This window comes from Achromobacter veterisilvae, assembly GCF_037619525.1.
In the GTDB taxonomy this organism is placed as follows: domain Bacteria; phylum Pseudomonadota; class Gammaproteobacteria; order Burkholderiales; family Burkholderiaceae_B; genus Achromobacter; species Achromobacter veterisilvae.
The window spans coordinates 3,727,466-3,746,791 of sequence record NZ_CP148753.1 but is presented as its reverse complement, the minus strand read 5'-3'; the positions used below and the strand labels follow the sequence as shown (position 1 = coordinate 3,746,791).

17 protein-coding genes are annotated in these 19,326 nt (G+C 70.4%); 11 read left to right on the top strand and 6 right to left on the bottom strand.

Features of this window, described 5'->3' with window-relative positions; translation table 11 throughout:
* Window positions 1-4 precede the first annotated feature (4 nt).
* Window positions 5-1,990 (bottom strand): alkaline phosphatase family protein, encoded by a 1,986-nt coding sequence (locus WHX56_RS17445; RefSeq protein ID WP_338878503.1) that lies wholly within the window; start codon window positions 1,988-1,990, stop codon window positions 5-7.
* A 532-nt stretch (window positions 1,991-2,522) separates the two neighbouring features.
* On the opposite strand from WHX56_RS17445, the gene WHX56_RS17440 reads away from it, so the two are divergent.
* The 9 genes from WHX56_RS17440 to gspN all read left to right on the top strand — a co-directional run bounded on the left by WHX56_RS17440 (window position 2,523) and on the right by gspN (window position 8,185).
* Complete coding sequence (locus tag WHX56_RS17440) at window positions 2,523-2,960, top strand: hypothetical protein (protein ID WP_338878502.1); 438 nt, start codon at window positions 2,523-2,525, stop codon at window positions 2,958-2,960.
* A gap of 84 nt (window positions 2,961-3,044) precedes the next feature.
* Window positions 3,045-3,473: a type II secretion system major pseudopilin GspG gene (gene gspG / locus WHX56_RS17435; RefSeq protein WP_129245432.1), complete on the top strand. Its 429-nt coding sequence runs from the start codon at window positions 3,045-3,047 to the stop codon at window positions 3,471-3,473.
* A complete protein-coding gene (gspH, locus tag WHX56_RS17430; protein WP_338878501.1) occupies window positions 3,445-3,933 on the top strand; it encodes a type II secretion system minor pseudopilin GspH in 489 nt (162 codons plus the stop codon). Before gspG ends, gspH begins: the two co-directional genes overlap by 29 nt.
* Window positions 3,920-4,321, top strand: coding sequence for a type II secretion system minor pseudopilin GspI (gene gspI, locus WHX56_RS17425; RefSeq protein ID WP_129245428.1), 402 nt, complete (start codon window positions 3,920-3,922; stop codon window positions 4,319-4,321). The genes gspH and gspI overlap by 14 nt, the downstream gene beginning before the upstream one ends.
* Before the next feature lie 2 nt (window positions 4,322-4,323).
* Window positions 4,324-4,926, top strand: a complete 603-nt coding sequence (locus WHX56_RS17420; protein WP_338878500.1) for a prepilin-type N-terminal cleavage/methylation domain-containing protein — start codon at window positions 4,324-4,326, stop codon at window positions 4,924-4,926.
* Between the two features lie 11 nt (window positions 4,927-4,937).
* On the top strand, window positions 4,938-5,864 hold the full coding sequence (gene gspK, locus WHX56_RS17415) for a type II secretion system minor pseudopilin GspK (RefSeq protein ID WP_338881796.1): 927 nt from the start codon (window positions 4,938-4,940) through the stop codon (window positions 5,862-5,864).
* Window positions 5,843-6,853, top strand: coding sequence for a type II secretion system protein GspL (gene gspL / locus WHX56_RS17410; protein ID WP_338878499.1), 1,011 nt, complete (start codon window positions 5,843-5,845; stop codon window positions 6,851-6,853). Before gspK ends, gspL begins: the two co-directional genes overlap by 22 nt.
* Window positions 6,850-7,434, top strand: coding sequence for a type II secretion system protein GspM (gspM, locus tag WHX56_RS17405; RefSeq protein ID WP_338878498.1), 585 nt, complete (start codon window positions 6,850-6,852; stop codon window positions 7,432-7,434). Before gspL ends, gspM begins: the two co-directional genes overlap by 4 nt.
* A gap of 1 nt (window position 7,435) precedes the next feature.
* Window positions 7,436-8,185, top strand: a complete 750-nt coding sequence (gspN, locus tag WHX56_RS17400) for a type II secretion system protein N (RefSeq protein ID WP_338878497.1) — start codon at window positions 7,436-7,438, stop codon at window positions 8,183-8,185.
* A 16-nt stretch (window positions 8,186-8,201) separates the two neighbouring features.
* Here the strand turns inward: gspN and gspE are convergent, their stop codons facing one another.
* Together gspE and gspD are read right to left on the bottom strand one after the other, a co-directional pair.
* Window positions 8,202-9,629, bottom strand: a complete 1,428-nt coding sequence (gene gspE / locus WHX56_RS17395; RefSeq protein WP_129242007.1) for a type II secretion system ATPase GspE — start codon at window positions 9,627-9,629, stop codon at window positions 8,202-8,204.
* A complete protein-coding gene (gspD, locus tag WHX56_RS17390; protein WP_338878496.1) occupies window positions 9,626-12,196 on the bottom strand; it encodes a type II secretion system secretin GspD in 2,571 nt (856 codons plus the stop codon). Before gspD ends, gspE begins: the two co-directional genes overlap by 4 nt.
* A gap of 180 nt (window positions 12,197-12,376) precedes the next feature.
* Between gspD and gspF the strand changes: the two genes are divergently transcribed.
* Window positions 12,377-13,582: a type II secretion system inner membrane protein GspF gene (gspF, locus tag WHX56_RS17385; RefSeq protein ID WP_338878495.1), complete on the top strand. Its 1,206-nt coding sequence runs from the start codon at window positions 12,377-12,379 to the stop codon at window positions 13,580-13,582.
* 192 nt (window positions 13,583-13,774) lie between these two features.
* Here gspF and WHX56_RS17380 read toward each other — a convergent pair whose 3' ends face one another.
* From WHX56_RS17380 to WHX56_RS17370, 3 genes are all read right to left on the bottom strand, one after another.
* Complete coding sequence (locus tag WHX56_RS17380; protein ID WP_129242010.1) at window positions 13,775-14,113, bottom strand: P-II family nitrogen regulator; 339 nt, start codon at window positions 14,111-14,113, stop codon at window positions 13,775-13,777.
* A gap of 132 nt (window positions 14,114-14,245) precedes the next feature.
* Complete coding sequence (locus WHX56_RS17375; RefSeq protein WP_338878494.1) at window positions 14,246-16,306, bottom strand: NAD(+) synthase; 2,061 nt, start codon at window positions 16,304-16,306, stop codon at window positions 14,246-14,248.
* 56 nt (window positions 16,307-16,362) lie between these two features.
* On the bottom strand, window positions 16,363-17,685 hold the full coding sequence (locus WHX56_RS17370) for a mechanosensitive ion channel family protein (protein ID WP_338878493.1): 1,323 nt from the start codon (window positions 17,683-17,685) through the stop codon (window positions 16,363-16,365).
* A gap of 136 nt (window positions 17,686-17,821) precedes the next feature.
* Here WHX56_RS17370 and argH point away from each other — a divergent pair, with 136 nt between their 5' ends.
* Window positions 17,822-19,240 carry an argininosuccinate lyase gene (gene argH, locus WHX56_RS17365; protein ID WP_338878492.1) on the top strand — a complete coding sequence of 473 codons (1,419 nt, stop codon included), beginning with the start codon at window positions 17,822-17,824 and terminating at the stop codon, window positions 19,238-19,240.
* Window positions 19,241-19,326 lie beyond the last annotated feature (86 nt).

Genomic DNA, 19,326 nt, shown 5'->3' with positions numbered 1-19,326 from the left:
GACATCAGGGGAACAATTCGGAAACGGACTTGCCGGACAGGGCCAGCGACTTCACTTCATCGTCCGTCAGGGCGCGCGACCAGAAGGCCAGGTCGTCGAAATACATCGTGTACGGGCCCTTGGTGCCGGCGCAGCAGATGCCGTAGGTGCCCAGGCCGTCTTCGTTCAGGCCCAGGTGCGGCCCGAAGTTGCCGGCCACCTTGCCGAGATCGACCGCGCCCGTGCCTATCGTGCTGCTCGAATAGCCCAGCTCGCTGTCGTAGACCGAGGCGGTCAGGGTCTTGGCCGTCTTGTCGACCGTCATCGCGATGTAGACCGGCTTGTTCGGCGTGAACTTGACGTTGTTGATGTCGACCCGCGTTCCGCCGCCCGCCAGGTTGAAATACAGCACCGGACCCGCCCACTGCGCGATGGTGATGCCGGGGTTGCCGCCGGAGTTGTAGTCCTTGTTGCCCACGATGGAACGGTCGCTGGCCGTGCCGTCGGACTGGTACCAGAAGCCGATGGTGAAGGCCTGCGCCGCATCCAGCATGCCCGCCGGGTAGTCCAGCTTGAAGGCGCCCATCGGGTCCGCCCCGCGGTCGTTCTTGAACATCTTTCCGAACACGCCCGCGTCGGCGTAGGCCGGCGCCTGGACCCCGTCGTACGGCGCGATGGCGCCGCCGCCCGCGGCCACGTCCGTGACGTTTCCTTCGAACGGGAACAGCATCGTCAGGCCGGTGCGCAGCGAGGCCAGCAGCGGCAGGGGCTTGGTGTAGGCCACCGTGGCGCGCACAGCGCTGACGGCGCTGCCCATGGACATGCTGTAGTTCAGCGCATGCACGCCTTCCGTATCGAACGACAGGTTTTCGTCGACGTACTCGGCGGCCGTGCCCGGCACGCGCGCGATTTCCGCGCCGTCCCGGCTGATCACGATGTCGCCGGCGGGTTCGCCCACGCGCACCCAGCGCAGCGTCACGCTCTTGTTGTCCGTGGACGTGCGCGCCGAGGCATTGCGCAGAGCCAGCGATCCGTCCAGCGACGCGCCCGCCATGTCGTAGCCGGCCGCGGCCGGCAGCGCGCCCAGATGCGCCAGCAGGGTCGGCGTCACGTCGGCCGCGCTGGGCAGCGCGTACCAATTGTTGTCCCACAGCCCGTCGAACGACGCGTCGTCGGCGCTGCCGCCCAGGAGCGCCGGCTGGTTCGCCGCCAGCAGGATCGTCTTGTTGGACGAAAACGGCCGGCCGTCGCTGGCGCCGGTCTGGCCCAGGCCATGGCTGGACGCCACGACCACCAGCCAGTCCTCGCCCGGGTGGTCCGCCTTGCGGTCGGCGATCTGCCGGGCCAGCGCGCCGACGGCCGCGTCCGCGCGGCGGATGGATTCGTCGTAGGCGCCGCCGAAGCCTTGCTCCGACGCGACGCGCTCGGGCGCGCCGAACTGCGCCACCACCACGTCATAGCCTTCCGTGATGCGGTCGCGCGCCTGCGCGGCCACGCAATCGTCGCCGCCCGCGCAATCGGTCAGCGCCTGAAGATAGCCCGCGTCGCGGTCGCCGCCGACCAGTCCGGCCAGCACGGACGAATTGAAGGCCGCCGCGGTCCGCGCCTCGGGCTGCGCCGACTTGACGCGCTGGAACAGCGTGGGCGTTTTCAGCGCCTCGCCTTGTACCGTGAAACGCACCCCGTGCCGGTCGGCCCATTGGCCCGTCAACAGCGTCGCCCAGCCGGGCGCGGGCAGCGTGGGCTGCTGGGTCGCGGCGCCCGTCACGCCGCCCGTCCAGGCGCGCGTGACGGTCAGTTGTCCGATGTTGGGAAGGGAATTGTCGGCCACCCCGCGGCGCATCGCATCGTAGGTCAGGCCGTCCACGCCGATGAACAGCACCTTGTCGGCGCGCGCCTGGTCCGGCGCGGCGGCCGGCGGCGCGCTGTCGCCGTCATCCCCGCCACAGCCCGCCAGCGCGCCGGTCGCCAGCAGCGCGGCGCACCATCTTCTCCAATCCGATACTTGCATGCTTGTCTTCTCGCTTCATGAACAGGTTTTGCGTTGGAGCACATGGTGGCCGCCGAAAGTGAACGGCCCGTGAAGCGAGAAAGAGAAAGGCTGATCGACGGATCAGGATTTTTTTTGCGTGGGGCGGGTGGGGGGATCGGGTCCGGTGCCAGACACCCGGGAACGCCGCAGCAAGCCCACGGCCGGCTCGTAGGGGTGTCAGGCACCTGCATGGGCATGTTCCCGGGCAGGTGTCTGACACCCTTGTGCGATGGCCGTCCATGCTCGACGATCTTCCAAGGGTGTCAGACACCACAGTGCTGTCATGCGAGTCCGGTGCCAGACACCCGGGAACGCCGCAACAAGCCCGCGGCCGGCTCGTAGGGGTGTCAGGCACCTGCATGACCTGCATGGGCACGTTCTCGGGGGCAGGTGTCTGACACCCTGGTGCGATGACCGTCCCTGCTCGACGATCTTCCAAGGGTGTCAGACACCACAGTGCTGTCATGAACCCCCGCTATAGTCCACCGCTTCCCCCCCCGCACCACACTCCATGCCGCTCTCATTACCCTCCGCCCTGCCCGCCGCGCTGCGTGTTCTTGCCATCCTGGCCCTGGCCGCCGGCGTGGGCGCCTGGGGGGCCATTCTGCTTGCGCCGCGCCCCGGCCCCCTGCCTCCGGCGGTGTCCGGCGCGGCGGCGCCGCGCGCCGCCGACAACGGGCCCGTGGCCGTCTGGTTCGGCAAGGACGAAGCCATGCGCACGCAGATCGCCGTGCAAGGCGTGATCGCTGCCGGCCCGGGCGGCGCGGCCGTCCTCAGCGTCGACGGCGGCCCGTCCCTGGCCTGGCGCGTCGGCGACGAGGTGGCGCCGGGCATCGTATTGCGCGAGATCGTCGCGGACGCGGTGACCGTCGAACAGGCGGGCCGCGGCAGCCGCCTGCCCGCTCCCGCGCCGCCGCCCGCGTCCGCCGGCATCGCGCGCGCGGGCTGAAGCGCAATGAACGCCCCGCGCCCCTATTGCTGTCATATTTCATGACCACAATCCTCCGCTTCTACTGAAGACCGGAGTCGCAAAGTGCGTCAGTTACCGCGCGGGCTTGCCCGCCAGCAAGGTTTCACCCTCATCGAGATCATGGTGGTGATCGTGATCATGGGGATTCTTGCGGCGCTGATCGTCCCCCGCGTGCTGGATCGTCCCGACCAGGCGCGCCAGGTCGCCGCGCGGCAGGACATCGCCGGCATCATGCAGGCGCTCAAGCTCTACCGCCTGGACAACGGCCGCTATCCCGCCACCGCCCAGGGCCTGCGCGCGCTGGTGGAAAAACCCGAGGGCGCTTCCAACTGGCGCGGCTATCTGGACAAGCTGCCCAACGATCCCTGGGGCCATCCCTACCAATATCTCAGCCCCGGCGTCAAAGGCGATACCGATGTGTTCTCGTTCGGCGCCGACAACAAGCCCGGCGGGGAGAACGGCGATGCCGACATCGGCTCCTGGGAACTCTGAGCGCGGCTTCACGCTGGTCGAAGTCCTGGTCGTGCTGGTCATCGTGGGCATCGCGGCCTGCATGGTGAGCCTGTCCGTGGGCAGGGGCGAAAACCGCCTGCGCGCAGACGCCCAGCGCCTGGCCGACGCCTTTACCGTGGCCCAGAGCGAGGCCCGCAGCGACGGCCGTCCGATCCGCTGGCTGCCCAGCGGACAGGGCTGGTCGTTCGAACGCCGGGGCCGCCTGCCGGACCTCGGCGCCGAGGAGGACGAGGCCCTGCCCGTGGACACGATGGAACGGGACGGCGTGCTGCGCCCGCAAGCCTGGTCGGCGGGCCCGGTGGACCTGCGGCTCGACCCCGACCGGCCGCTGGTCTTCAACACGGAATGGGTCGCCGCGCCCATCACGCTCACGCTGCTTGCCGGGGACGCCCGCGTGATCCTGCAACGCGACGCCGCGGGACGCTATGGCATCCGCTGAACCGCTCCGCCGCGCCGGCCGCGAGCGCGGCTTCACGCTCATCGAAGTGCTGGTGGCCCTGGCCATCATCGCCGTCGCGATGGGCGCGGCGCTGCGCGCGACCGGCCTCATGGCGGCGAACAGCCGCGGCCTCCAGGACAAGACGCTGGCGCTGCTGGCCGCGCAGAACGCGCTGGCCCAGCTTCGCCTGGAACAGGTCCTGCCGCGCGCGGGTGCGCGGACCCTGCCCTGCGGACAAGGCGGCCGGGCGCTGCAATGCGACCTGGAATTCACGAATTCGATGAACCGCAGTTTCCGCCAGGTCTCGGTGCGGGTGCGCGACGCGTCCGCGCCGCGTCCCGATGCCGTCCTGCTGCAGCTCGACGGCCTTCTGTCCGGCGTGCGATAGCCATGCGCCGCCCCGTCCGCTCGCAAGCCGGCTTCACGCTGATGGAGGTGCTGGTGGCCCTGGCGCTGATGGCGCTCGTCAGCCTCATGGCCTGGCGCGGCCTGGCCAGCGTGTCCCACGCCCGCGACCGGATCGAGGAACAGGCCGAGGACACCGACGCCATCGTCCGCGCGCTGGGCCAGGTCGCCCGCGACGTGGAGCTTTCCTACACCGGGCCGGCCTTCGAGCCGGCCGGCCAGGACGTCCTGGCCTACACCGGCGGCCTGCGCCTGCTGCGCCGCGCCGCCGGCGGCCAGACGCTCGAGGTGCTGCGCACGGACCCGGACGGCAACGGACTGTGGCAGCGCGTGCACTGGCAGGTGCGCAAGGACGGCCTCTGGCGCGCCGGCGGGCCGTCGGCGGCGCGCAGCCCCCTGCCCGCCCCGGATGGGGGCGTCCTGCTCCTGCCCGGCGTGACGTCCCTGGCACTGCGCGCCTGGGTGCCGGGCGCCGGCTGGGTCGACGCCGACGCCGGCCTCGCGGACTCGCCCACCGGATTGGAGATCGCAGTGGAACGCGGCGGAGCCGTGCCGCAGCGCTTCAGCCGCATCCTGGAGCTGCCGTGAACGCGGCCGGCATGCGCGAACGCGGCGCGGCGGTCATCAGCGCCCTCATCATCGTGGCCATCGTGGCGGCGCTGAGCGCCAGCCTGTTCCAGCGGCAGACCGCCAGCACCCGGCGCGTGGAAAACGAGCTGGCCCGCGCGCAGGCGCGCGCCATGCTGGCCGGCGGCATCGACTGGGCCCGCCTGGTCTTGCGGGACCATGGCCGGCGCGAGCCCACCACGCGCGGCGACCAGGTCTGGGCCACACCCGTCCTGGAAACGCGCATCGAGCGGCCCGGAGACGACCGCGTCGCCGTGTTCTCCGGCCGCATCCAGGACGAACAGGGCAAATACAACCTCTACAACCTGGCCGCCAACGGCGTGCCGCAGCCCGGGCAGGAACAGGTGCTGCGCCGCTTGCTGAACACGCTGCAACTGCCCGACGCGCTGGCCGCGCGCCTGGTCGACATCATGGCGGCCGCGCAACCGCCGGCGCCGCCGGCCGACGCGCTGCGGGGCCGGCCCGAGGCCGGCCCCGGCCCCCGCGCGCCGCTGCCCCGCGGCGTGGACGAGATCGCGGCGCTGCTGGCGCTGGATCCGCCGGCGCGCAACGAACTGCGCCGCACGATGACGGTGCTGCCCGTGGCCACGCCGGTCAACGTCAACACCGCGCCCGCCGAAGTCATCGCGGCCCTGGTGCCGGGGCTGTCGCTCAGCCAGGCCCGGTCGATGGCGGGCGAGCGCGACCGCGGCAACTGGTTCAACAACGCCGGCGACTTCGCCAACCGCCTGGCCGGCGCGGGCATCAAGACCGCCCCGCCCGCCGTCGCCACCAGCAGCGGCTGGTTCCTCGCCAGCGGCACCGTCGCCTACGAGCGCGCGCGGATCTCCATGCAGGCCCTGGTGCGCAGCGCCCCGCCGGCCGCGCCCGACACAATATGGACAAGAAAAACCCCTTGAAGAACACCTTGCGGATCGCGCTGCCCGTCCTCGCCGAATTCGGCGAGGACTCTCCCCTGCCCCACGCCTGGTTCGACCGGCGCGGCCGCTGCGCGCGGCAGGGCGAACTGACGCTGCGCGCCCTGGGCCGCGCGTACCCGCAGGCCGCCTGCGAAGCCGTCCTGCATCCGTCGGACGTGATCGCGGCCACTGTGCAGATCCCCGCCGTCGCCCGCGCCCGCTACGCCGCCGCCGTCCAGGGCGCGCTGGAGCCGCTGGTGCTGAGCGGCCTGGACGCCCTGGCGGTCGGCCACGGGCCAAGGGCCGCCGACGGGTCGGTGCCGCTGGCCTGGGCGGCGCGGGAGCCCGTGCGCCGCGCCTGGAGCCTGCTGAACGCGCACGGCCTGCGCGCCCACGCCCTCATCGCGCCGCAGACCCTCGGCCCCGAAACCCGGACGCCCTTGCGCGATCCGGCCGATCCGCGCTGGCTTGCGCCCTCGCCTTCCTGGTCGCTGGCCATGCCCCAACTGGCGCCCGCGCGGGCCTCGCGCTGGCGCCCCGCGTGGCGCTGGGGCGCGGCCGCCGCCGCGGTATGGATAGGCGGGCTGAATCTCTACGCGTCGCAGCTCCGGTCCGAAGCGGACGCGCTGCGCGACGGCATGCGCCGGCAGGTGCTGGCCGCCTTCCCCGACCTGCCCGTGGTGCTGGACCCGGCGCGCCAGGCGCAGCAGGGCCTGGACGCGCTGCAGGCCAGCCGGGGCGCGGCCGGCGCCGCCGACTTCCTGCCGCTGGCCCGGGCCGCGGCCCAGGCGCTGCCCTTCGCCGCCGACAAGGTCGCCCGCCTGGCCTACACCGGCCAGACACTCACACTGCAACTGGCCGACGCCGGCGAGCCGTCCCAGCGCATCGCCGAAACGCCCGCGCTGATCCAGCAGGCTTCCGCCCTGGGCCTGAAACTGGAGCGCGCCGACACCGGCCACACCTGGCGCATCGCGCGCGCTCAACCATGAATGCTCTCTCGCTACGCCTGCACGCGGCCTGGCTGTCCGTCCGCAAACCCCTGGATCCCGCGTTGGACCGCGCCCGCCAGCGCTACCGCGCGCTGGCGCCGCGCGAACGGCGGCTGCTGGCCGGCGCGGCGCTGTTGCTGGGCGGCGCGCTGGCGTTCAGCATCCTGATCGAACCGCCCCTGAACGCGGTGCGCAAGCTCCAGGCCGAACTGCCGGCGCTGCGCGCGCAGGCCGCCATCGTCGCGGACCTGAGCGCGCAGGCCGCGGCCCTGCGGCGGCGCTCCGCCGCGCCCGCCGGCGCCATGCCCACGCGCTCCGAACTTGCCGCGTCGCTCGAACGCGCCGGGCTGCCCGCCGCGCAATGGACGCTGGGCGAACCCGAGACAGGCCCGGGCGTGCTGCTGACCCTGGCCCAGGCGCCCGCTTCGGCGCTGCTGCGCTGGCTGGACGGCGCGGCCCGCGACTGGGACCTGGCCGTCCAGCAGGCCGACCTGGCGCGCGCCGCCAACGCCTACGGGCGTCCGCTGCCGGGACTGGTCAACGGCAAAGTCACGTTGACTCCGCCGGCGGAGAAGCACTGACATGGCCGGATCGCGCTTTTCCCGAAAGAACGCCGCGCTGTGGCTGGCGGGCATGGTCTGCGCGGCCGCGGCGGGCGCCGCCGTCATGCCCGCGCGCTGGCTGCTGGCCGCGCTGCCCGCCGACGCGCCGGTCGCGCTGGCGGACGCCGGCGGCACGCTGTGGCGCGGCAGCGCCTGGATCGCGCTGGGTCCGCCGGGCGCGCGCCGCGTGCTGCCCCAGCCGGTGCAGTGGCGATGGCGCTGGGATGCGCTGGCCGTGGAAATCTCGCATCCCTGGCTGCAAGGCCCGCTCCATGCGGGGCTGGCCTGGAATGGCGTGTCGCTGTCGGCCCAGTCCCTGCGCGCGCCCGCCTCCGTGCTGGCCGCGCTGGGCGCGCCGTGGAACACGCTGGCGCCGCAGGGCATGCTGGAGCTGGCCTGGCAGCCGTTGCGCCTGGGCGCCGCGCTTCCCAGCGGCCCGCTGGCGGAGCTGCGCTGGCGCAACGCCGGCACTGCGCTCGCGCCGGTCGCGCCGGTGGGCACCTACCTGCTGCGCGTGCAAGGCGGCAAGACGGGCGCCGCGCTGGCGCTGAGCACGGAAAGCGGCCTGCTGGACGTGACGGGCCAGGGCAGCGTCGGCCGCCGCGGCCTGCGCTTCCAGGGCCGGGCAAGCTACGCCGGTTCGGCCGGCGAAGCCGACCGCGCCGCGCTGGACGGCCTGATGTCCATGCTGGGGCGGCGGTCGGGCGACAGCGTGGAATTCGGCGCGTAGGCGCCCGGCGCCGCGCCTACGCGTCGCGCGTGACGCGGACGATTTCCTCGGGCGAGGTCTGTCCGCCGTCCACCCAGCGCTGCCCGTCCTCGCGCATGGTCCGCATGCCCGACGCCGCGGCCGCGCGCCGCAATTCGCGCTCGTCGCGGCCTTCATGGATCAGCCGGCGCGCCTCGTCGTCCACGGTGAAGAGTTCATGGATGCCCGAACGCCCGCTGTAGCCCGTGTGGTTGCAGGCCGCGCATCCCGCCGGATGGAACACGCGCGCGCCGTCCTGCATGGCCGGCCGCTTGCACTCGGGGCACAGCTTGCGCACCAGCCGCTGCGCCAGCACCCCCAGCAGCGACGAAGCCAGGAGAAACGGTTCCACGCCCATGTCGGTCAGCCGCGTCACGGCGGACACCGAATCGTTCGTGTGCAGGGTGGCCAGCACCAGGTGGCCGGTCAAGGACGCCTGCACGGCGATCTGCGCGGTTTCCAGGTCGCGGATCTCGCCGATCATGATCACGTCGGGATCCTGGCGCAGGATGGCGCGCAGCGCCAGCGCGAAGCTCATGTCGATCTTGGCGTTCACCTGCGTCTGGCCGATGCCGGGCAGGTCGTACTCGATCGGATCTTCCACCGTCAGGATATTGCTGGTGGCCGCGTCCAGCCGGCTCAGCGCGGCGTAGAGCGTGGTGGTCTTGCCGCTGCCGGTGGGCCCGGTCACCAGCACGATGCCGTGGGGCTGGCGGATCAGCCGGTCCAGCCGTTCGAGCACGCCCGGCGCCATCCCCAGCCGCTCCAGTTGCAGGCGCCCGGCCTCCTTGTCCAGCAGGCGCAGCACGGCGCGTTCACCATGCCCCGTGGGCAGGGTCGACACGCGCACGTCTATCGGCCGCCCGCCCACCCGCAAGGCGATGCGGCCGTCCTGCGGAAGGCGTTTCTCGGCGATGTCCAGGTGCGCCATGATCTTGATGCGCGAGATCAGCGCCGCGTGCAGCGCCTTGCGCGGCGACACCACGTCGCGCAAAGTGCCGTCCACCCGGTAGCGCACCACCGAATGCGTCTCGAACGGTTCGATGTGGATATCGCTGGCCCCGTCGCGCGCCGCCTGCGCGAACAGCGCGTTGATCATGCGGATCACGGGCGCGTCGTCCTGCGCTTCCAGCAGGTCGGCGACCTCGGGCATGTCCTGCAGCAGGCGGTCCAGGTCGATCTCGTTCTCGGCCACCCCCATGACCGACGCGGCGTCCTCGGAATGGCTGTAGGCCGCGGTCAGCAGGGTTTCCAGCGCCTCGTCGTCCACCTGGGCCAGCGCGACGTCGCCGTGGCACCGGCGGATCTCGCGGACCGCCCATTCCGGCGTGCGCGGGCTGACGGTCAGTTGCGCCGCCCCGCCCCGCAGCGACAGCACCGCGCGCTGCGCGCGGGCCCAGGCGTAGGGCAAGGGATGCGCGCTCATAGCTGCGAGACCACTTCGCTCTTGTAGCCCAGCTCGCGCAGCAGCGCCGTGGCGGTCGAAATGGTGCCGGGATCCTTGGCCACCTGGCTGCGCACCACGTAGCCCGTGCCGCCGGGGCCCAGTTGCACGTAGGCCTGCAGGCCGCTGGCCCGGACCCGCTGCGCGATCCTGTCCGCGTCGGCGCGCGAATCGACGGACGCGAACTGTAGCGTGGCGCTGCCGCGGTCCGCCTCGCCGTAGAGCGACTCGGGATCCACCGCCACGCTCACGCCCCGGGGCAGGTTCACGCGGATCGGCAGCGACGGATCGCTGGCCCGCGCCGCCGCGGGATATTGCCGCACCGCGAAAGACTCCACCGTGGCCGGAGGCGGCCGGCGCATCGTGTCCGCCAGTTGTTCCGGCCGCATGTCGTAGGCGTTGTTGGACACCGACGGCGCCGACCCCGGCGGCGGCAGCATCGGCGCCTGCAGGTCCGGCAGCAGCCAGTGCTTGCCCGGCTGGGCGACCGCCTGCGCGCGGCGCATGTAGTCGTAGCGGTCCATGGTGACGCTGGCGCTGCGGCGCGCGTCGCGCACCACATAGGGCCGCAGGAACACCATCAGGTTGGTCTTGGTGCGCTTGCGGGTGTCGTAGCGGAACAGCGCGCCCAGCACGGGAATCGATCCCAGCCCCGGCACGCTGTCCGAGCTGAGCGACACACTGTCTTCCAGCAGCCCGCCCAGCACGATGATCTGCCCGTCGTCGATCAGCACGCTGGTATCGATGGCGCGCTTGTTGGTCACGATGCCGGTCGTCGGCGAAGAGCGGGTTTCGTCGATGCTGCTGACTTCCTGGTAGATGTCCAGCTTGACCGCGCCGCCTTCCGAAATCTGCGGGCGGATGTTCAGCTTCAGGCCCACGTCCTCGCGTTCGATCGTCTGGAAAGGGTTGGAGCTGCCGTTGCTGCCCGACGTCACGTACTGCCCCGTCACGAAAGGCACGGTCTTGCCCACCAGGATGCTGGCCGACTGGTTGTCCAGCGTCAGCAGGTTCGGCGTGGACAGGATGTTGGCCTCGCCCGTGTTCTGCATGGCACGGGCCAGCACGCCCAGGTTGATGACTTCGTTGCCCAGCACGTCGACCGTGCCCTTGACCACGCCCAGGCTCAGGCCGTTGGCCAGGGCATCGATGGAGGCCGGGCCGGCGCCCGTGAGACCGCTGCCGCCCAGGTTCGTGCCGCCGATGAAGCTGGTGCCGCCGCTGTTGATGTTGCCCGCGCCCGTCATCCACTGGATGCCGAATTCCGCGGCCTTCTCTTCGCTCACTTCCACGATCAGGCTTTCCACCAGCACCTGCGCGCGGCGCTGGTCCAGTTGGTCGATCACTTCGCGCAGGCTGCGGTACAGCGGTTCGGGGGCCGAGATGATCAGCGAATTGGTCGCGGGGTCCGCCTGGATCGTGACGCCGCCGGCCGAATACGACACCGCTTGCGTGCCCGGGTCGTCGCGCGCGATGCGTTCCTGGTCGCCCGACAGGCCGCCCCTGCCCGAGCCCGATCCGCCGGACATGCCCAGGCCCGCCTGCGCCGTGTTGTTGCCGGCCGTGTTCTGCGCGCGCGCGCCAGGCTGGGCCGCCGCGGTTCCGCCCGCGCCGCCGCCCGCGCCGGGCGCGGAATTGGCCTGCCCCGCCAGCAGGCCGCCCAATACCTCGGCGATGCGCGTGGCCTGGGCGTTGCGCATGTACACCACGTGCAGGTTGCCCGCCCGGTTCTGCTGCGCGTCGAGCTTCAGGATCAGGTCGCGGGCCAGGCGCGTGCGGGCCGGACTGCCCGCGCGCACCAGCACGCTGTTGCTGCGCGGATCCGCGACGACCGCGATGCGCTGCGTGGGATCGCTGCTTTGCGTGTCCAGCAGTTGCGAGGCCAGGACCGCGATGTCGGACGCGATGCCCGAACGCACCGGCACCACGTCGGTGTCGATGGAGCTGGGCACGTCGATGCGCGCGATGACCGCGGCGATCCGTTCGAGATTGTCCGCGTAGTCGGTCACGACCAGCGTGTTGTTGCCCGGATAGGCATTGACGGGATTGTTCGGCGGCACCATGGGGCGCAGCACCGGCACGAGGTTGGCCGCGTTCTCGTACTTCAACGGAAACACGCGCGTCAGCATTTCGCCGCTGCCGCCGGCGCCCTTGGCGAACGCCGACACCGGCACCGGCGGCCGGGGTTCCCCCACCACCGCGCTGCCCTGCAGCTTGGCGTCGGCCTCGGGCACCACCCGCGTCACGCCGCCGACCTCGACGATGGCGAAGCCTTGCAGGCGCAGCGCGCCCGTGAGCATGGCCAGCGCCTGTCCGCTGTCCACCGGCCGGTCCGACACCAGCGTGAGCTTGCCCTTGACGCGGGGATCCACCAGGAAGTTGCGCTGCGTGAACAGCGACAGCGCGCGCAGCACGGCGGGAATGTCGGTGTCGACGAAATTCAGGCTGACCCGATTGTCGGCCTGTTGTGCGTAAGCCGTGCTGGCCGCGGGTCCGAGTTGGCTTGCCGCAAGCAGAACCGCAAGGCTGAATTGCGCGATGTGACGCATGACGGGATAGGTGCCTGGAACGTGGAAACAGGTGGAAAAACGTGAAAGCGCGTCGGAGTATACGGGGTGGCAGTGCAACACTCCGGTCATAATCCAAAGGCAAGGTGACGGCCTGGAAACCCTTTGAATACGGGGCTTTCGCGCGACCGGACGCGCGCGCGGCCCCTTGTATTTCCGACCATGCCATCCTTTCGTTACGAAGCTGCCGACGCGCTGGGAAAACTCGTGCGCGGCACGATCGACGCCGACTCCGAGCGCGGCGCCCGCAACCAGTTGCGCGGCCGCGGCCTGCTGCCGCTGTCGACCTCGCCGGCGGCGCGCGCCGAAGGGCTGGGCGCCTCGCTGCGCGCCCGCCTGTCGGACGCCGACCTCGCCTGGATCACGCGCCAGCTCGCCAGCCTGTTGGCCGCCAGCCTGCCGCTGGACGCGGCCCTGAGCGCCACGCTGGAACAGGCCGAGAAAAAGCACATCGCCGCCAGCCTGGGCGGCGTGCGCGACGACGTGCGCGCCGGCCACCGGCTGTCCGTGGCGCTGGCCGCCAGGCCGCGCGATTTCCCGGAGATCTACCGCGCGCTGATCGCCGCCGGCGAAGAATCGGGCGACCTGGCGCAAGTGATGGAAAAGCTGGCGGACTACATCGAGGAACGCAATGCCCTGCGCAGCAAGGTCATGACCGCCTTCATCTACCCCGCGGTCGTGGCCTGCGTGTCGGTGGTCATCGTGATCTTCCTGCTGGGCTACGTGGTGCCGCAGGTGGTGTCGGCGTTCAGCCAGGCCAAGCAGGAACTGCCGCTGCTGACCCGGCTGATGCTGTCGCTGTCGGACTACGTGCGCGAATGGGGAGTGGCCACCAGCGCGGCGCTGGCCGCGGCGATCGCGCTGTGGCGCTATGCGCTGAGGGCGCCCGCGGCCCGGCGCGCCTGGCACGCCCGCGTGCTGCGGCTGCCCCTGGCCGGACGCTTCGTGCTGGGTGTGAACGCGGCGCGCTTCGCCTCCACGCTGGCGATCCTGTCGGGCAGCGGCGTGGCGCTGCTGACGGCGCTGGAGGCGGCGCGCCGCACCCTGGGCAACGACGTGCTGCGGCAGGCAGTGGACGACGCGTCGGCGCGCGTGCGCGAAGGCGCGGCGCTGTCCACGTCATTGAGCGCGCAGAAGGTCTTCCCGTCGCTGCTCGTGCACCTGATCGCCAGCGGCGAGAAGACCGGCCGCCTGCCCGAGCTGCTGGACCGCGGCGCGCAGAACCTCTCGCGCGACCTGGAGCGGCGCGCCATGGCGATGACGGCCCTGCTGGAACCGGCGCTGATCCTGCTGATGGGGGGATTCGTGCTGCTGATCGTGCTGGCGGTGATGATGCCGATCCTGGAGATGAATCAGCTAATACGGTAGGGGTGGGTGTCAGACACCCGGGAAGCGTCGTGGCTGCTTGACGGCCGTCTCGTAGGGGTGTCAGACACCTGGGTTATGCCAAGTGTCCGACACCCTGGGCCAAGTCAGGTGTCTGACACCCTGGGGAGACAGCCTGCGGGCTTGCGCCGCCGTTCAAAGGGTGTCTGACACCCTCCCCGCGCAAACAAACGCCTACAACGCCTCTTCGTCGCTTTCCCCGGTGCGGATGCGGATGGCCTGCTCCACGGGGGTGACGAAGATCTTGCCGTCGCCGATCTTGCCGGTGCGGGCGGCCTTGACGACGGCTTCGATGGCGGCTTCGACCTGGTTGTCCGGCAGCACGACCTCGACGCGGATCTTGGGCAGGAAGTCCACCACGTATTCGGCGCCGCGGTAGAGCTCGGTATGGCCTTTCTGGCGGCCGAAACCCTTCACTTCGGTAACGGTCAGGCCGCTGACGCCGACTTCGGCCAGCGCTTCGCGGACTTCGTCGAGCTTGAAGGGTTTGATGATGGCGGTGACTTGTTTCACGTTGGTCTTCCTGGTTTTTCGATCTGTTTCGGCGCCCGCCGCGGCATGGCGGAAAGGCGCGATGGATAAGAGAATACCACCGGCCGCGCCGGGCAAAAGCTGGGTTTGCGCGCGGCGGGAAAACCCGGCTGCCTAGGCGGATTCGTCCGGAATGCGGTCGGCGTCGCGCATCCACACCACCGACTCGGAGTCGCTGGGCGCGCGCCAATCGCCGCGCGGCGACAGCGAACCGCCCGAGCCCACCTTCGGGGCGTTCGGAACGCAGGTGCGCTTGAACTGACTGAGGCGGAAGAACCGGTCCAGGAAGATCTTCAGGTTGCGCTTGATCGCGGCCAGATCGTACTGGTTGCGGGCCACGTGCCCGCCCTCGGGCCAGGCGCCGGCCTCGCGGTCGCGCCAGGCGGCCAGCGCCAGGAAGGCGACCTTGGTCGGCGCGAAGCCGTAGCGCAGCGTGTAGTACAGGTTGAAATCCTGCAATTCGTAAGGGCCGATGGCGTCTTCGCTCTTCTGGACCGGCTTGTCGTCGGCGCCGCCCGGCACCAGTTCGGGGCTGACGTCGGTGCCCAGCACGTCCAGCAGCACCCCCGCCCCCTCGTCGCCCAGGCGGCCGGACTCGGCCACCCAGCGCACCAGGTGCGTGATCAGGGTCTTGGGCACGCTGGCGTTGACGCTGTAGTGCGACATGTGGTCGCCCACGCCGTAGGTGCACCAGCCCAGCGCCAGTTCGCTCAGGTCGCCCGTGCCGATGACGATGGCGTTGTTGAAGTTGGCGATGCGGAACAGGTGGTTGGTGCGTTCGCCGGCCTGCACGTTCTCGAAGGTGATGTCGTAGACCGGCTTGCCGTCCGCGTAGGGATGGCCCAGGTCCTTGAGCATCTGCAGGCAACTGGGCCGGATGTCGATCTCGGAAGCCGTGCAGCCCACCACCGCCATCAGCCGGCGCGCCTGCTGCAGCGTGCGGGTGCTGGTGGCGAAGCCCGGCATCGTGACCGCCAGGATGTTGGCGCGCGGCAGGTCCAGGGCGTCCATGGCCTCGGCGCAGACCAGCAGCGCATGGGTGGAGTCCAGCCCGCCGGAAATGCCGATGACGACCTTGGACATGCCGCTGGCCGACAGGCGCTGGACCAGGGCCTGCACCTGGATGTTGTAGACCTCCTTGCAGCGGGCGTCGCGGCGCCGCGGGTCGGCCGGCACGTAGGGGAAGCGCGCCACCCGGCGTTCGAGCGGCAGTTCGGCGTCGTCCAGCGGCGGCTGCACGGGAACCGGCACGGTGCGGAACTTGCGGACCTCGTCCTGGTGGCGCCGCACGGACTGGCCGAAGGTGGTCTGGCGCATGCGCTCGCGCGACAGGCGTTCGAGGTCCACGTCCGAGAAAAGCAGGTGCGAATGGCCCAGGAACCGTTCGGTTTCACCCAGCAATTCGCCGTTTTCGTAGATCAGCGCCTGGCCGTCCCAGGCCATGTCGGTCGAGGATTCGCCCCGGCCGGCCGAGGTGTACATATAGGCGGACAGGCAGCGCGCCGATTGCTGCGCCACAAGCTGGTGGCGGTATTCCGACTTGCCGATCACGATGTTGGACGCCGACAGGTTCACCAGCACGGTGGCGCCGGCCAGCGCCGCGAACGAGGACGGCGGGATGGGCACCCAGACGTCCTCGCAGATCTCGACATGGAACTGGAACAGCGGCAGTTGCTCCATCTGGAAGACCAGCTCGGACCCGAACGGCACCGTCTGGCCCAGCAGGCGGATCTCGGCCGCGGCGGCGCAGTCGGCGGCGCTGAACTGGCGCGCTTCATAGAACTCGCCGTAGTTGGGCAGGTAGGTCTTGGGCACCACGCCCAGCACCCGGCCGCCCGCGGCCACGACGGCGCAGTTGAACAACTGGTGGGCCACGCGCAGCGGCGCGCCGACGATGATGGCGATGTCCAGTTCGGCCGTCGCCGCCACCACCTCGGCCAGCGCCGCTTCGCAGGCGTCCAGCAGCGCCTTCTGGTGGAACAGGTCGTCGCAGGTGTAGGCGGACAGGCCCAGCTCGGGAAACGCCGCCAGCACCGCGCCGCCCTGGGCGGCCTGCTGCGCCAGGGCAATGGTCTGCGCGGCGTTGAACGCCGGGTCCGCGACCCGGCATTCGGGCACGCCGACCGCGACCCGGGCGAAGCCGTGGGAATACAGGTTGAAGAACGGGTTCGACATCAGCTAGGGCCCATTGACGGCAACAGGCCAAATTATCTCATGCGACCCGGGCCGCGCTAGCGCGGCATCTTGGCGTCGGTCAGCGCCCGTTCGGCCGGGGAAGCCAGCGCCGCCTGCAAGGCGCCCTCGCGCAGATAGCTTCCCATCGCGCCGATGTCGGCGCCGGACGGCTGCTGGTACAGGCGCAGGCCCAGTTCCGGCAGGATGGCCAGCAGATGGTCGAAGATGTCGCCCTGGATGCGCTCGTACTCCACCCAGGCGGTCACCGCGGTAAAGCAATAGACCTCGACCGGAATGCCCTCGGAGGTGGGCTCCATCATGCGCACCATCATCGCCATGTCCTGGCGGACCTCCGGATTCTGCTTCAGGTAGGCCAGCGCATAGGCCCGCAGGGTGCCGATGTTGGTCAGGCGGCGGCGGTTGGCCGGCACGCTGGCCAGTTCGCCCATGGTCTGGTTGGCCTGGGCGATATCGTGGGTCTTGGCCTGGAGATAGTCGTGCAGCAGGCGGAAGCGCATCAGCCGCTGCGACTCCTCGTCGCTCAGGAAACGCACGCTGGCCGCGTCGATGCGCAGGGTGCGCTTGATGCGCCGGCCACCGGACTCGAACATGTGCCGGTAGTTGCGGTAGCTTTCCGAGAACAGCTTGTAGGTCGGCACGGTGGTGACCGTGTTGTCCCAGTTCTGCACCTTGACCGTGTGCAGCGCGATGTCCTTCACGAATCCGTCGGCGTTGGACTGCGGCATCTCGATCCAGTCGCCGATGCGCAGCATGTCGTTGCTGGTGAGCTGGGTGCTGGCCACCAGGGACAGCAAGGTGTCCTTGAACACCAGCAGCAGCACGGCGGACAGCGCGCCCAGGCCGGAAATCATCCAGAGCGGCGAGCGGTCGATCAGGATGGAAAGCACCAGAACGGTGCATACCGCCATCAGGATCAGCTTGCCGATCTGGATGTAGCCCTTGATGGAGCGGGTCTGCGCGCGCGTCGTGGCCGAATAAGTGTCCTGCCAGGCGCTCAGCACGCCCGAGAACGCCACGAACACGCAGATCCAGGCCCCCGCGTGCGCGAGCCGCCCCACGACCGTGGCCGCCCGCTCGACGTGCGGCACCAGGTCGATGCCCATCGACACCACGGCGAACGGCACCGCGTACCAAAGATTCTGGTAAGCGCGGCGGCGCTGCAAGGCCTTGTCCCAGTCCCCCCGGCCGCTCACCACCAGCAGGCGGTGCGCCAGCAGCAAAACGATCCGGGCCACGACCCACTGGACGAACAGCGCGGTCAGGATCAGCGCGCCGATCCCGATCAGCGTCTGCGCCCAGGCCTCGCGCGGCAGATGGGTATCCAATTGGGTGACCAGCTCTTCCCATTCCAAGGGCATAGGGTTACTTCTCGCTCTAAAGTCCTGAAACTAACCCTGGATTATCGGCCAAGTCGCCGCGCTTGCACGCTCCCGGCCCGCAAAACCCCGCCGGCCGTCGCCCGGCTCCGCGCGAGGCCCTATAATTCCGCCCATCATGGCAAAGACTCCCTCTCCCGATCAAAACCAGTTCGCCAACAAGGCGCAGGCCTGGTCCGCCCGGTTCTCGGAACCGGTTTCCGAACTCGTCAAGCGCTATACGGCGTCCGTGGATTTCGACAAGCGCCTGGCGCGCTACGACATCCAGGGCTCGCTCGCGCACGCGGACATGCTGGCCGCCCAGGGCATCATCGGCGCCCAGGATCTGGCCGACATCCAGCGCGGCATGACCCAGATCCTGTCCGAAATCGACGCCGGCAGCTTCCAATGGCTGCTGGACCTCGAAGACGTGCACCTGAACATCGAAAAACGCCTGGTCGAACTGGTGGGCGACGCGGGCAAGCGCCTGCACACCGGCCGGTCGCGCAACGACCAGGTCGCCACCGACATCCGCCTGTGGCTGCGCGCCGAGATCGACAATCTGCAGGACCTGCTGCGCCAGTTGCGGCACGCGCTGGCCACCGTGGCGCTGGAAAACGCCGGCACCATCATGCCGGGCTTCACGCACCTGCAGGTCGCCCAGCCCGTCACCTTCGGCCACCATCTGCTGGCCTACGCCGAAATGTTCGGCCGCGACGCCCAGCGCCTGGCCGACTGCCGCCGCCGCGTGAACCGCCTGCCGCTGGGCGCCGCCGCGCTGGCCGGCACGTCCTTCCCGATCGACCGCGAACGCGTCGCCAAGACGCTGGGCTTCGACGGCGTGTGCCGCAATTCGCTGGACGCCGTGTCCGACCGCGACTTCGCCATCGAATTCTGCGCCGCCGGCGCGCTGATCATGACGCACGTGTCGCGCCTGTCCGAAGAGCTGGTGCTCTGGATGAGCCCGCGCGTGGGCTTCATCGACCTGGCCGACCGCTTCTGCACCGGCAGCTCGATCATGCCCCAGAAGAAAAACCCCGACGTGCCTGAACTGGCCCGCGGCAAGACCGGCCGCGTCAACGGCCACCTGGTCGCCCTGCTGACCCTGATGAAGGGCCAGCCCCTGGCCTACAACAAGGACAACCAGGAAGACAAGGAAGGCCTGTTCGACACGGTGGACACCGTGCGCGACACGCTGACCATCTTCGCCGACATGGCCGGCGGCATCAAGGTCAAGGCCGACAACATGCGCGCCGCCGCCCTGCAGGGCTTCGCCACCGCCACCGACCTGGCCGATTACCTGGTCAAGCGCGGCGTGCCGTTCCGCGACGCCCACGAAGTGGTGGCGCACGCGGTGCGCGACTGCGAACAGCGCGGCTGCGACCTGGCCGACCTGTCGCTGGCCGACCTGAAGGCCTATCACGCCAGTATCGGCGACGACGTCCACGAGGTCCTGACCCTGGAAGGCTCCGTCGCGGCCCGCAAGCACGTGGGCGGCACCGCGCCGGAACGCGTCAAGGAAGAAGCGCAGCGCGTCATCGGCGAAACCGCCGCCTGAACGCTGGCCGAACCCACGACGGCCCCGGCAGCGCGCACGCTGCCGGGGCCGTCGTTCTTTCGATCGCCTGGATTTCGGCCGGGCGC